Here is a 12,022-nt window from a genome sequence, read left to right as displayed (position 1 = left end):
TTCGATCATGCAAGCAGACGCGCTCCTGACCCAGGACGAACTGGATTTCATCCAGAGCATGCAGCATTCGCCGCAGCTGAACCTGGCAGACTCCATGTCGAGTCTGCTGGTCAATGGCGACCGTCGTATCCAGAGCTTGCTGACCCGCCTGGTGGCCAACGAACAGGTGACTTTGCAAGCCCAGTTCAACAACCAGCAGATCAGCTTCCCGCTGCAGTTGGTGGAAGACGAGTTCCACGCCCTGCACCTTCAAGTGGGTTCACCCGAAATCTACGAAGACGGCCCCATGCTGCGCGCGTGGCGCCTGTCGATGGAAACCCCAAGCCCGTTGCTCGATAGCCATGATCAGCAAAGCGGCCTGTGGGTTCGCGATATTTCGTTCAAAGGTGTACTGGTGGAGATCCGCGGCTTGCCAGCGGCGCCCACCCGTTTCGAGTTGCGCTTCGCCCCGGGCGATATCAGCCCGATCGAATTGCATGGTGTACTGGGCCGGCGCATCGGCCCGGACCTGGCGGCCTACGACCTGGGCCAGAGCCCGGCCGAAGAGATCGACCGCCTGCGCGACTATATCCTCCAGGCCCATCGCCAGGCGCACCCCGAACTGCACACTCAGGTATCGAGCTGACCGGCCAGAAACTGCCGCAAGCGCTGGCGCATCACACTACCCTGCGCACCAAGGCACGCTACCAGGCTGCCTGCCAGGTGGTCCTGTGCCACTTCTGCAGCTTCGCCGGCCAGCAACAACGGGCATTCCAGTACCGCAGCCATGCGCACCAGTCGTCGGGTGAGCTCCGCCGTGGGTGGGTGGTGGGAAAACAGCACCAGGGCATCTGGTTTCAGGCGTTCGCAGACCAGCGCCAGCTCCTGCAGCGGCTGCCCGCTCGCCAAGGGCGTCACGCCAATCTCGTCGCTGCCCAGGCTCAGGCCGGTCACCAGTAATTCCAGTTCGTGGCATTGCCCTGGCAACGCTGCCAGCAGCACTGTGCGACCACGCGGCACGTGGGCGAGCTGCAAACGGGCAAATACCCGGCCACGCAAGAACTGGTCGAGGAACAACCACTCGCTGGCCTCCCCATAGCCGCCCTGCCCCGCCGCCAGGTCGTGCCAAACCGGCATGAACACCTCGGCGAACACCTGGTCCAGGGTGTTGGCAGCAAACACCTCGTCGAACAGCCGGTCCAGGCCGGCCATGTCAAACTGCTGCACGGCCTGACGCACCTGGTGCTGCCAGCGCAACCAGACGTCCGTCGCCCCGCTGACCTGCTCGGCAAGGGCATGAGCGCGAGCGAGGATGCTGCCCACTTTACTCACCGCCACACCGCGCTCAAGCCAGCCGAGGATACGGCGGATGTCATCGATGTCCGCTTGGGAATAAAGGCGGTGGCCACTGTCGGTGCGGGTTGGCTGAATCAGCCCGTAGCGGCGCTCCCAGGCACGCAGGGTCACGGCGTTGACACCCGTCAGTCGGGAAACTTCGCGGATCGGAAACAGCTCCTGCTGCTCAAGACCCACTTCGATCAGCGGATCACGTCCCTGTTCGTTCATCTGCACGGCGTACCCTGAGTGCGGAAGTTGAGCGCTCATTCTACTACGCCGACACCGATCGCAGGGTGCAACCGTTTGCCGGCTGACATTCGGCGAAGATCACACATGCGCGATAATCCGCGCCCGATTCTTGCATGCACACCTGCGTTGCCCACCACCCCGGGCCACGTAGCCAAAGGGGCCAGCTACCCGCCAGCCCCGTTGCCAGGAGATACACGATGTCTACCCCACCCGTCACCTTGATGGTGTCGCGCCGCGCCGCCCATGGCCGCTACCAGGACCTGCTGGCCTGGCTGCATGAAGGCGAGCAGCTGGCCACCGACTTCCCCGGCTACCTCGGTTCGGGCATCCTCGCCCCGCCCCGCGATGGCGACGAATTCCAGATCATCTTCCGCTTCAGCGACGAACCCACCCTGCATGCCTGGGAGCATTCCGCCTCGCGCCGGGCTTGGCTGCAACGCGGCAACGGCCTGTTCGAACGCCCCAAAGAAGCGCGCGTCAGTGGCATCGACGACTGGTTTGGCACCAATACGGTGCAAAAACCGCCGCGCTGGAAGCAGGCCGTGGCCATCTGGCTGGCGTTCTTCCCGGTGTCGCTGGCGTTCAACCTGCTGTTTGGCCCCTGGCTGGCCACGCTGGACCTGCTGCCCCGGGTAATGCTCAGCACCCTGGCCCTGACGCCGGTCATGGTGTACCTGTTCATCCCCCTGTCCACCCGCCTGCTGGCCAGTTGGCTGCATGCCTCACCTGCCACCACTGGCGCCCTGCGCAGCCGCTGAGGCCAGGCCATACAACAGGGAAACAGTTCGGGTATGCTGGGCGGCAACCAAACGACAGACAAGTTGACCGCCCCGAAATGAACAGCCCCATTCTCGTTACCGGAGCCAGCCAGCGCGTCGGGCTGGCCCTGGCCCTTGAACTGGCACAGGCCGGCCATACGGTGGTAAGTGCCAGCCGCAGCGTCCAGCCACACACGGCCCACCCGAACATCGTGCAGTTTCAGGCCGACCTGTGCCTGGCGGCCGACCGCCAGGCCCTGATCGATCACCTGCACAGCCATTACGACGGCCTGCGCGCCATCATCCACAACGCCTCGCTGTGGCTCGATGACGGGCTCGACAACCTCGATACCATGTTCCGCCTGCACGTCGAAGCGCCCTACCACCTCAACCTGGCCCTGGGCGACTTGCTTGCCAAGGTGGAAAAGGCCGACATCATCCACATCTGCGACGAAACCTCTTCGCGCGGCAGCAAAAGCCATATTGGCTACGCCGCCACCAAGGCTGCGCTGCAGAACATGGTGCTGTCGTTCGCTGAAAAATATGCACCCACGGTGCACGTGAACGGTATCCTGCCCGGGCTGCTGATCCTCAAGGAAGGGGGCGACGAAGCCTACCGCCAGCAAACCCTGAAAAAGGCCCTGCTGGAGTTCGAACCCGGCGCCGGCCCGCTGATCGAGACAGTCAAATACCTGCTCGCCAGCCAGTACAGCACCGGTAGCCAGGTGGTCATCAATGGTGGCCGCCACTTGAAGAACCGCATGACCTGAGAGAAGCCCATGACCCCACAGCAAAAGCTCGAACTCGAAGCCGCCGCGTTCCGGCGCCTGGTCGAACACCTGCAAAAGCGCACCGACGTACAGAACATCGACCTGATGAACCTGTCCGGTTTCTGCCGCAACTGCCTGTCCAAGTGGTACAAGGCCGCGGCCGACGAGCGCCAGCTCGACCTGAGCCTGGACGACGCCCGCGAAGCGGTATATGGCATGCCCTACGCCGAGTGGAAAGCCCAATACCAGAAAGAAGCCAGCGCCGACCAACAGGCGGCGTTCGAAAAAGGAAAACCTCGTGACTGATCTGAACACCCTGCGCGCCAGCCTGGCCAGCGGCCAACATGTATTTGCCGATACCCTGGCGTTCATTGCCGACAACTACAGCTACCAGCCGCAGGCCTTCAACAACGGCGGCGTGGAGAACGCGGCCGGGCAGAACGAAGGTTCGTGCAAGACCTTGGGCCTGGCTTTGCTGGAAGGGCTGAGCGACCAGGAAGCGCTGCTGGCCTTTGGCGAGCACTACCGTGATGTGGTGGCCACGCCTGAGGGCAGCGACCATGGCAATATCCGTGCGCTGATCGAGCATGGTTTGGCCGGTGTGAAATTTGCCGGGCAGCCGCTGTCGCGCAAGGCTTGAGATAGCTGGGGCCGCTTTGCGGCCCCAAAATCCTGAACCCACCCTCAATCCATGAGGGTGCCGGGTACCCCGTGGTCCAGCGCTCCCCGTTGCAACCACTGCAAGGCCACCGGCCACAGGCTCTCGCGAAACCGGTCATGGAAAAACGCGAAATGGCCAATCTCCACGACCGAGATATCCACAGGCGCGATACGCAGGTGCCGGGCACCCTGTAGATAACTCAGCAACCGCTCGGTCGCCGCCACAGTGCCAAACGGGTCATCGGACAAGCTGATGGCCAGCGTCGCTGCCTGGACGTGTGCAAACGGTACCCTCTCCAGCCGGCGCCCACTTGGCCGGTGCTCATAGCGTGGCGTACGGGTGGTCCAGTCATCCACCACCCCTGCCGGGGTGTCTTCCATCCAGCCCAGACGCTTGCCGGGGAAGTAGCCCAAAGCGCGGGTAAGCAAAGGCATCACCACATGCCATTTGCCGAACAGCCGCCAGCGTTGATCAGCCGCGTAATCGCGCCAGTAGGCAAACTGTGCGCCTACCATCACTACCCTGCGTATCTGGCCAGCCGACGGTGCCAGGCCTACTGCACAACCGCCAAAACTGTGCCCCACCACGTCTATTGGCTGGCCGGGGAAACGCTCGGCTGCATGCGCCAACATCGCTTCGAAATCCAGACGGCCCCAGTCGCTCCACGATGCCTGGAAGCCGCGCAACGAAACCGGGCGAGATTCGCCGATGCCACGGTAGTCGTAGGTCAGCACATCGCAGCCCTGGGCAAACAGGTAGTCGGCAAAGCGGGAGTAGTAGCGGCAGCGTACCGAAGTGGCCGCGTTGATGATCACCAGCGGGCGCTGGGGGTCAGGCTGGGCGTGACGCCAGCAGAAGCCGCCGAGGCTGTAGCCATCGGCTGTGGCCTGGCGAAAGGGGGTGGCGGGTTGGGTGAGGCTGCTCATGGCGCATTCCCTGTTGTTGTGCGCCAAAACTAGCAAAGATTTTGTAGCCTGTACCGCCCTCTTCGCGGGTAAACCCGCTCCCACAGGTATTATGCCAAGCTCGAAAGCGGTGCATTTCCTGTGGGAGCGGGTTTACCCGCGAATGGGCCAGTACAGGTAAATACTCTTACAGCTCGATGCAGTCGAACTTCACATCGGTGGCCACGTCGTCGTCGTAGTTGACGTCAGCGCGCTCGAAGCCGAACAGGTTGAGGAACTGCTTCTTGTAACCGGCATAGTCGGTCAGGGCGAACAGGTTCTCGGTGGTGACCTGTGGCCACAGGGCCTTGCACTCGTTCTGCACGTCGTCGCGCAGTTCCCAGTCGTCCAGGCGCAGACGGCCCTTCTCGTCGACTTCGGCCGGCGCACCATCGGCGCGATACAGGCGGTCGCGGTACATGCGGTCCAGTTGGTCCTGGGTGCCTTCGTGAACGCCTTTCTCCTGCATGATCTTGAAGACCATCGACAGGTACAGCGGCATTACCGGAATGGCCGAGCTGGCCTGGGTAACCACCGACTTCAGCACGGCCACGTTGGCGCCGCCTTTCACTTCGCCGGCCAGCTTCTGGTCCAGGCGCAGGGCAGTTTCGTCCAGGTCCTGCTTGGCCTGGCCCAGCGCACCGTGCCAGTAGATTGGCCAGGTAATGTCGCTGCCGATGTAGCTGAAGGCCACGGTGCGAGCGCCTTCGGCCAGCACGTTGGCGCCTGCCAGGGCGTCGATCCACAGCTGCCAGTCCTGGCCGCCCATGACGGTCACGGTGTCGGCAATTTCCTGCTCGGTGGCCGGCTCGATGCTGGCCTCGATGATGGTGTCCTTGTTGGTGTCGATGGCGGTCGACTTGTAAGGCTCGCCGATCGGCTTCAGGGCCGAGCGGATGACTTCACCGGTCTGCGGTAGTTTGCGCACAGGCGAGGCCAGCGAGTAGATGACCAGGTCGACCTTGCCACCCATCTCGTTCTTGATCAGCTCGATGACCTTGGCACGGGCCTCGTCGGAGAAGGCGTCACCGTTGATCGACTTGCTGTACAGGCCCTCGGCCTTGGCAAACTTGTCGAAGGCAGCGGAGTTGTACCAGCCAGCAGTGCCGGCCTTGGTTTCAGTGCCTGGTTTTTCGAAGAACACGCCCAGGGTGTCGGCCTTGAAACCGAACGCTGCGGTGATACGCGCTGCCAGGCCGTAGCCACTGGAAGCACCGATGACCAGGACCTTCTTCGGGCCATCCTCGCGCACGCCCAGCTTGCGGGTGGCTTCAATCTGGTCACGGACGTTGAGCTCGCAGCCCTTCGGGTGAGTCGTGGTGCAGATGAAACCGCGAACCTTAGGATGAATGATGGCCAATGTCTGTACCTCGTCAGGTTTATGCCGGGGAAGCGCCGCTTGGGGCGATTCCGATTGATCAGAGGGTGAGACTACCCCCGCAGGTTATCCGACACATATTACGGGGTGATCAAAAGGATGCAAAACCAAGGTTCTCCTGTGCCGGCCTATTCGCGGGCTCGCCCGCTCCCACAGATGGTTCACAACCTCAAGGCCGGTGCAGTACCTGTGGGAGCGGGCAAGCCCGCGAAGAGGCCAATACAGGTCCCCTCAATCGCGACGTCGGCGACGCCCGGTGATCATCGACAACGGCAGGTTCTCGCGCAGGCGCACACTCTCGTAGATGGCCGCCAGCACATGCACACACACCAACGCCAACACCGCATCGGCCAACCAACTGTGCAGGTCGGTCGGCCAATCTGCGCCCCACAGCGCATCCACCTCCTGGGACGCCCAGCCGGTCAGGACCAGCCCTGCGATACCGGTCAGCATCAAAAGCATCACCAGGGCGCCAATCGGCGAATGCCCCAGGCGATGACAAGGCTCGCCGCGCAGCAGCGCACGGGCATGCCCTGCAAGGCGCGCAGGGGTTGGCCAGAAATCGGCCCAGCGCGCGCTGGGTGGCCCGACAAAGCCCCAGACCACGCGCACCACGACACAGGCCAGTGCGTAGTAACCCAGCCACTGGTGCCAGTCGTCACCTTCTTCGTTGAAAAAATAGTCGGCGAAGAACACACCGGCGATGGAGAGATGGCACAGCCGCAGGAGCGGGTCCCACAGCTGCACCGTGCCGTCGCTGTTCAATCGTGGTACTCGGACTTGACCGCCTTGCCGCTCACCGGGTCATGGTAGATCTCGACCTTGCGGCCATCCTTGTCGAGACCATAGATCTCGTAGCAGTTGCCCTTGGTAACCTTGAACTTGTTGATCTTGTAACCCTGCTCCTTGAGCTGGGCCTGGAACTTTTCCTGGTCTTGCCAGGTGCTTTTGTCTGCGGTGGTGCATTGGGTGGCGGCGAATGCTGTGCTGCTGCCGATCAGTAGCATCAAGGCGATGAGGGTGCGCATGAGTATGAGCTCCATTCAGTTGAGTGAAAACAGCACGGAATTCAGCTTAGTTGGATAGAACGCCGAGCGCCCATTGATTTGTTTTTCACATCAATCCGAAAGAAAAACAAACTTAACAAATGAGCCAAAGCCACCGATGCTTGGGCATTACGCCCATCGCACGGAGAACAACAAATGAACGACGTGGTCATCGTCGCCGCTACCCGCACCGCCATCGGCAGCTTCCAGGGCGCCCTGGCCACGGTACCTGCGGTAGACCTCGGTGCCGCCGTGATCAAGCGCCTGCTGGAGCAGACCGGGCTGGCCCCGGCGCAGGTGGACGAAGTGATCCTCGGCCAGGTGCTCACCGCCGGCGCCGGGCAGAACCCGGCACGCCAAGCCGCGATCAAGGCCGGCTTGCCCTACAGCGTACCGGCGCTGACCCTGAACAAAGTCTGCGGCTCGGGCCTCAAGGCCTTGCACCTGGCCGCCCAGGCCATTCGTTGCGGTGATGCCGAGGTGGTGATTGCCGGTGGCCAGGAGAACATGAGCCTGGCCCCCTATGTGATGCCTTCGGCCCGCACTGGGCAGCGCATGGGCCATGGCCAGCTGATCGACAGCATGATCACCGATGGCCTGTGGGATGCCTTCAACGACTATCACATGGGCATCACCGCCGAGAACCTTGTGGACAAGTACGGCCTCAGCCGTGAGCAGCAGGACGCCTTTGCCGCCGAATCGCAGCGCAAGGCCGTGGCGGCCATCGAGGCCGGCCGCTTCGATGATGAAATCACCCCGATCGTGCTGCCACAGAAAAAGGGTGAGCCCAAAGTGTTAGCCCAGGACGAACAGCCACGCCCGGACACCACCGCTGACTCCCTGGCCAAACTGCGTCCTGCGTTCAAGAAGGATGGCAGCGTTACCGCTGGCAATGCCTCCAGCCTGAATGACGGCGCCGCCGCCGTGCTGCTGATGAGTGCCGTCAAGGCCAAAGCCCTGGGCTTGCCAGTACTGGCGAAGATCGCCGCCTATGCCAGTGCAGGGGTAGACCCGGCAATCATGGGCATCGGCCCGGTTTCAGCGACTCAGCGTTGCCTGGACAAGGCCGGTTGGCAGCTGGCCGAACTGGACCTGATCGAAGCCAACGAAGCCTTTGCCGCACAGGCGCTGGCAGTGGGCAAGGTGCTGGAATGGGATGCTGCGCGGGTCAACGTGAATGGCGGGGCGATTGCCCTGGGCCACCCGATTGGCGCTTCCGGGTGCCGGGTGCTGGTGACCTTGCTGCACGAGATGATCAAGCGGGACGCCAAGAAAGGCCTGGCGACCTTGTGCATCGGGGGTGGGCAAGGGGTGGCGCTGGCGATCGAGCGCTGATCAGCAGGCCCGGCCTATTCGCGGGTTCACCCGCGAACGGGCCGGCACAGGCTGCCGAAAATCAAGCGGCAGCCCGGTTCTCTTCCAGTGCAGCAACCAACACCGCCACTTCCTGGCACTTCTGCACGGCCACTTCCACCGGGCTGCGCGTCAACGAGCAGGATGGTGCCAGCCACAGCCGCTCTCCCAGGCGCTCATGGGCATCGTGCAGCAGGTCCAAGGTCTCTCCCAGATTGCAAGGCGCGGCGTTGACGCCATCGACCAGGCCCAGCGACAGCACTTTGTAGGCCGGCAGGCGATCGAGAATGGTCACGTACTGGTCGGGTGCCTGAACCAGGTCGATGTGCAGGCCATCGACCGGCAGGTTCGCGGCCAGGCCGAGGTTGCCTCCAAGGCCACCAGAGTAAGTGGCAATCAGCTTCTTCAAAGGCGCGCGTTGAAGGATGTTATAGACGCGCTCGAAAGCGTTTTTCCAGTCCTGTGGAAGGTCTTCGGCGAGAATCGGCTCATCGATCTGCACCCACTCGACACCCAGGGTAGCCAGGCGGTTGAGATGCTGGTCATACAGCGGCAGCAGGCGTTCGAGGCGCTCCAGCGTGTCGATGCCGTCGTTGGTTTCGCCCTGCCACAGATAGGTCAATGGGCCGATCACCACTGGCTTGACCGCATGACCCAAGGCCTTGGCTTGCGCCACTTCGTCGAAAAGTTGCGCCCAGCCCAGGTCGAACGGTTGGTCAAACCAGGCAAAGTCGCCCACTGGCAGCAGTTCGATGCCGGCCTCTCTCTGCACCTGCCAGTGGCGGGCACGTAGCTCGCTGTCGTGGTCGATGCGTGGAAAGCCCAGGTTGTGTGCCAGTGCCATGTATTGTCCCTTCAGCCTGCATAAATGAATGAGGGGATTGTCCGGTTGAGACCGGTTTGAGACAAACTCATTAAATTTGAGATGAACCCAAGATTTTTTCATGATCATGATGATGTCTCATTCAGAGCACCGACCTGCGCATCCGGACATGACCCCGCCCGCCTTCTGCCGCACAATGCCACCCTGACCACACCAGGTGCCCGGCCACATGAGCCTGCTGAAAACCGCGCTGCGCGAACAGAACTTCGTCTGCGTCATGGAGTTCGTCCCCAAGCCTTCTGCAGAACGCTTCGCCGCCATGGAAGCGATCATGGCCCGCGCGCACCTGTGCGGCTGGCCAATGACCGTGGCCATCGGCGATCGCGTCGGCAGCCCGCTGGACATGTCGCCGCTGGACGCCCTCGCCTCGTTCAGCAACCCGGTACCTGCCCTGCCGCATTTTTCCGGCAAGGACCGCGAGCGTCACCACCTGCTTGCCCAACTGCAACGCATGGACGCCGCAGGCCTCGACCAGCTGTTGCTGCTGACCGGCGACCGCCTGCCCGGCCACGAGCCTGGCCAGCGCCCGGTGCGCTACCTGGAATCGGTCGCCGCCCTGCTGGTTGCCCGCCAGGCTTGCCCGCACTGGCTGCTGGGCGCTGCACTGAACCCGTTCAAGTACTGTGAGGAAGAAGGCGGCGCCCAGTATTTCAAGGCCGAGAAAAAACTCGCAGCAGGCGCCGACTTGCTCACCCTGCAACTGGGTTTCGATGCCGCCAAGCATCAGGAAGCCATGCACTGGATGCGTCGCCAGCCCACGCCCAAGCCGATGCTGGCCTGCCTGATGAGCCTCACCCACGGGCGCGCGGCAATGCTCGACCACGTGGCCGGGGTCACTGTTACACCGTCCATGCGTGACATGCTCGAAGCGGAGACTGCGCAGTCCAAGGCCTTTGCCCAGGCACGCAGCGTCGACCGCCTGGCGTTGCAGATCATTGGCGTGAAACTGATGGGCTACGCCGGTGTGCACCTGTCGGGGGTTCACGAACTGAAGCAGCTGCTGGCCCTGGAAGCCCGTGTCGAGCACTGGCAAACCCAGATCCACACGCTGGAGCAGTGGGCGCCCGCCTGGCAGGCCAGTTGGCAGATGCCCGGGCTGCCGGCCGTGATATTCCACCCGCCACAAGCGGCCTGGCGCCAGGGCGAGTCGCGGGTCGATGCCTCGTTCAAAGAGAAAGCACGCTATCACCTGATGCACGGCATGCATTCACTGCTGTTCAGCCGCCGCAACAGCCTGAGCAAGGCATTTGGCTGGGCGGTACGCCGACCGCTGTGGGCTACGCACCTTGGCGCACAAGTGCTGCACAAGGTGGAACGTGCGGTGAAACGGCCGCTGGTGGGTTGCGATACCTGCGGCCGCTGCCGCCTGGAAGACACCCTGTACGTCTGCCCGGAAACCTGCCCCAAAGGCCTGGCCAATGGCCCCTGCGGCGGTACCGCGCTGAACCGCTGTGAATTCGGCGACCGCGAGTGCATCCACAGCGTCAAATACCGTACGGCAAAGGCAGTGCGGCAAACGTCGGTGCTGACCGAACGCCTGATCCCGTGCATCGAGGTGGAAACCCGCCACCGCAGCTCATGGCCGCAGTGGTTCCAGGCCGCAACGCCGCGCCGGCTCAGCCCGCAGCCAGCGCCTCGAAGCCAGCCCGAATCGTAGCCTCGGGCAGTTCATCGGCGATGAACACCATTACGCTCTCGCGGGCTTCACCCTCGGCCCATTCTGCATCCCAGTCGAAACCGTAAAGCTTGAGCACGCCCTGAAACACCAGCTTGCGGTCTTCACCGGCAATGTTCAGCACGCCCTTGTAGCGCAGCAGCTGTTTGCCGTGGGTTTCCAGCAACTCATTCATGAAGCCGCTGAGGCGGTCGATGTCCAGCGCGGTTTGCGTGCGCAGCACCATGGTGGAGATACGGTCGGGGGTGGCGGGCTTGAGCACCGGGCGAAGCATCGGTTTCAGGTTCGCGCCCAGGTCGGGGTTGAGGTTGAAACCACGCACATCCAGTAGCTCAGCCAGGTCGATGCGGCCGTGTTCGACAACGCGGATGGCGGCCCGGCCATTGATGCGCGCCAGGCGCTCGCGCAGGGCCTGCACCGCAGCCGGCTCGGCCAGGTCGGTCTTGCTCAGCAGCAGGCGATCGGCAAAGCCGACCTGGGCCTGGGCGATGGTCTGGGTCAGGTGCAGTTCGGCATGAACAGCGTCGACCAAGGTGATGATGCCGTCGAGGATGTAGCGCTCACGCAAGTCCTCGTCGATAAAAAAGGTTTGCGCCACCGGCGCCGGGTCGGCCAGGCCGGTACATTCGATTACCAGCCGGTCAAAGGCAATCTCGCCTGCGTCCAGGCGCTCGAGCAACAGGTACAAGGCGCGGGTGAGGTCACCGTGGATGCTGCAGCACACGCAGCCATTGGCCAGGGTCATCACCTGCACCGGCTCGTCGCCCAGCAGTTGGCTGTCGATGCCGGCCTCGCTGAATTCGTTTTCGATCACGGCAATCTTCAGGCCGTGCTCGGCCTTGAGCATGTGCTTGAGCAAGGTGGTCTTGCCAGCACCGAGGAAGCCTGTAAGTACGGTTACGGGAATGGGCGTCTGCACGCAGAACATCTCCTGTGCGGAAAAAACAGTGGCCCCATCGCCGGCAAGCCAGCTCCCACAGGAGCTGCA

14 protein-coding genes are annotated in these 12,022 nt (G+C 62.9%); 7 read left to right on the top strand and 7 right to left on the bottom strand.

Going from position 1 to position 12,022, the window contains the following annotated elements; all coding sequences use genetic code 11:
• The first annotated feature begins 7 nt into the window (after positions 1-7).
• Positions 8-625 carry a PilZ domain-containing protein gene (locus tag SB756_RS11900; RefSeq protein ID WP_049275444.1) on the top strand — a complete coding sequence of 206 codons (618 nt, stop codon included), beginning with the start codon at positions 8-10 and terminating at the stop codon, positions 623-625.
• On the opposite strand, the gene SB756_RS11895 is transcribed toward SB756_RS11900, so the two are convergent.
• Complete coding sequence (locus SB756_RS11895) at positions 610-1,545, bottom strand: MerR family transcriptional regulator (RefSeq protein WP_410910966.1); 936 nt, start codon at positions 1,543-1,545, stop codon at positions 610-612. The two genes, SB756_RS11900 and SB756_RS11895, sit on opposite strands and share 16 nt — an antisense overlap.
• A gap of 218 nt (positions 1,546-1,763) precedes the next feature.
• Between SB756_RS11895 and SB756_RS11890 the strand changes: the two genes are divergently transcribed.
• The 4 genes from SB756_RS11890 to SB756_RS11875 all read left to right on the top strand — a co-directional run bounded on the left by SB756_RS11890 (position 1,764) and on the right by SB756_RS11875 (position 3,734).
• On the top strand, positions 1,764-2,324 hold the full coding sequence (locus SB756_RS11890; RefSeq protein WP_049275446.1) for an antibiotic biosynthesis monooxygenase: 561 nt from the start codon (positions 1,764-1,766) through the stop codon (positions 2,322-2,324).
• 77 nt (positions 2,325-2,401) lie between these two features.
• A complete protein-coding gene (gene folM / locus SB756_RS11885) occupies positions 2,402-3,094 on the top strand; it encodes a dihydromonapterin reductase (protein WP_059395190.1) in 693 nt (230 codons plus the stop codon).
• 9 nt (positions 3,095-3,103) lie between these two features.
• Positions 3,104-3,400, top strand: a complete 297-nt coding sequence (locus SB756_RS11880) for a DUF1244 domain-containing protein (protein ID WP_341796771.1) — start codon at positions 3,104-3,106, stop codon at positions 3,398-3,400.
• On the top strand, positions 3,393-3,734 hold the full coding sequence (locus SB756_RS11875) for a HopJ type III effector protein (protein ID WP_016497941.1): 342 nt from the start codon (positions 3,393-3,395) through the stop codon (positions 3,732-3,734). Before SB756_RS11880 ends, SB756_RS11875 begins: the two co-directional genes overlap by 8 nt.
• 44 nt (positions 3,735-3,778) lie before the next feature.
• Here the strand turns inward: SB756_RS11875 and SB756_RS11870 are convergent, their stop codons facing one another.
• From SB756_RS11870 to SB756_RS11855, 4 genes are all read right to left on the bottom strand, one after another.
• Positions 3,779-4,681, bottom strand: coding sequence for an alpha/beta fold hydrolase (locus SB756_RS11870; protein ID WP_410910879.1), 903 nt, complete (start codon positions 4,679-4,681; stop codon positions 3,779-3,781).
• A 166-nt stretch (positions 4,682-4,847) separates the two neighbouring features.
• A complete protein-coding gene (fabV, locus tag SB756_RS11865) occupies positions 4,848-6,059 on the bottom strand; it encodes an enoyl-ACP reductase FabV (protein WP_016497939.1) in 1,212 nt (403 codons plus the stop codon).
• Positions 6,060-6,308: 249 nt separating this feature from the next.
• Positions 6,309-6,842: a cytochrome b/b6 domain-containing protein gene (locus SB756_RS11860; RefSeq protein WP_016497938.1), complete on the bottom strand. Its 534-nt coding sequence runs from the start codon at positions 6,840-6,842 to the stop codon at positions 6,309-6,311.
• The gene (locus tag SB756_RS11855) at positions 6,839-7,105 is read right to left on the bottom strand and encodes a PepSY domain-containing protein (protein ID WP_016489091.1); all 267 of its coding nucleotides are present in this window, start codon (positions 7,103-7,105) and stop codon (positions 6,839-6,841) included. The genes SB756_RS11860 and SB756_RS11855 overlap by 4 nt, the downstream gene beginning before the upstream one ends.
• 174 nt (positions 7,106-7,279) lie before the next feature.
• Between SB756_RS11855 and SB756_RS11850 the strand changes: the two genes are divergently transcribed.
• Complete coding sequence (locus SB756_RS11850) at positions 7,280-8,458, top strand: acetyl-CoA C-acetyltransferase (protein ID WP_410910878.1); 1,179 nt, start codon at positions 7,280-7,282, stop codon at positions 8,456-8,458.
• A gap of 61 nt (positions 8,459-8,519) precedes the next feature.
• Here the strand turns inward: SB756_RS11850 and SB756_RS11845 are convergent, their stop codons facing one another.
• Positions 8,520-9,320 (bottom strand): 5-methyltetrahydropteroyltriglutamate--homocysteine methyltransferase, encoded by an 801-nt coding sequence (locus tag SB756_RS11845; protein ID WP_341796774.1) that lies wholly within the window; start codon positions 9,318-9,320, stop codon positions 8,520-8,522.
• Between the two features lie 208 nt (positions 9,321-9,528).
• On the opposite strand from SB756_RS11845, the gene SB756_RS11840 reads away from it, so the two are divergent.
• A complete protein-coding gene (locus SB756_RS11840; protein ID WP_410910877.1) occupies positions 9,529-11,016 on the top strand; it encodes a methylenetetrahydrofolate reductase C-terminal domain-containing protein in 1,488 nt (495 codons plus the stop codon).
• Here the strand turns inward: SB756_RS11840 and yjiA are convergent.
• A complete protein-coding gene (gene yjiA / locus SB756_RS11835; protein WP_410910876.1) occupies positions 10,976-11,953 on the bottom strand; it encodes a GTPase in 978 nt (325 codons plus the stop codon). The genes SB756_RS11840 and yjiA overlap by 41 nt on opposite strands.
• Between the last annotated feature and the right edge of the window lie 69 nt (positions 11,954-12,022).

It is taken from the genome of Pseudomonas sp. SIMBA_068 (genome assembly GCF_046534705.1).
GTDB classification, from domain to species: domain Bacteria; phylum Pseudomonadota; class Gammaproteobacteria; order Pseudomonadales; family Pseudomonadaceae; genus Aquipseudomonas; species Aquipseudomonas putida.
Note: the sequence above shows the minus strand (reverse complement) of the source record. Positions and strands in the feature narration are given on the sequence as shown.

Excerpts from the sequence above, each read along its gene's own strand:
- SB756_RS11900 (WP_049275444.1), top strand. The coding sequence starts at position 8 with ATGCAAGCAGACGCGCTCCTGACCCAGGACGAACTGGATTTCATCCAG.
- SB756_RS11895 (WP_410910966.1), bottom strand. The coding sequence starts at position 1,545 with ATGAACGAACAGGGACGTGATCCGCTGATCGAAGTGGGTCTTGAGCAG.
- SB756_RS11890 (WP_049275446.1), top strand. The coding sequence starts at position 1,764 with ATGTCTACCCCACCCGTCACCTTGATGGTGTCGCGCCGCGCCGCCCAT.
- folM (WP_059395190.1), top strand. The coding sequence starts at position 2,402 with ATGAACAGCCCCATTCTCGTTACCGGAGCCAGCCAGCGCGTCGGGCTG.
- SB756_RS11880 (WP_341796771.1), top strand. The coding sequence starts at position 3,104 with ATGACCCCACAGCAAAAGCTCGAACTCGAAGCCGCCGCGTTCCGGCGC.
- SB756_RS11870 (WP_410910879.1), bottom strand. The coding sequence starts at position 4,681 with ATGAGCAGCCTCACCCAACCCGCCACCCCCTTTCGCCAGGCCACAGCC.
- SB756_RS11855 (WP_016489091.1), bottom strand. The coding sequence starts at position 7,105 with ATGCGCACCCTCATCGCCTTGATGCTACTGATCGGCAGCAGCACAGCA.
- SB756_RS11850 (WP_410910878.1), top strand. The coding sequence starts at position 7,280 with ATGAACGACGTGGTCATCGTCGCCGCTACCCGCACCGCCATCGGCAGC.
- SB756_RS11845 (WP_341796774.1), bottom strand. The coding sequence starts at position 9,320 with ATGGCACTGGCACACAACCTGGGCTTTCCACGCATCGACCACGACAGC.
- SB756_RS11840 (WP_410910877.1), top strand. The coding sequence starts at position 9,529 with ATGAGCCTGCTGAAAACCGCGCTGCGCGAACAGAACTTCGTCTGCGTC.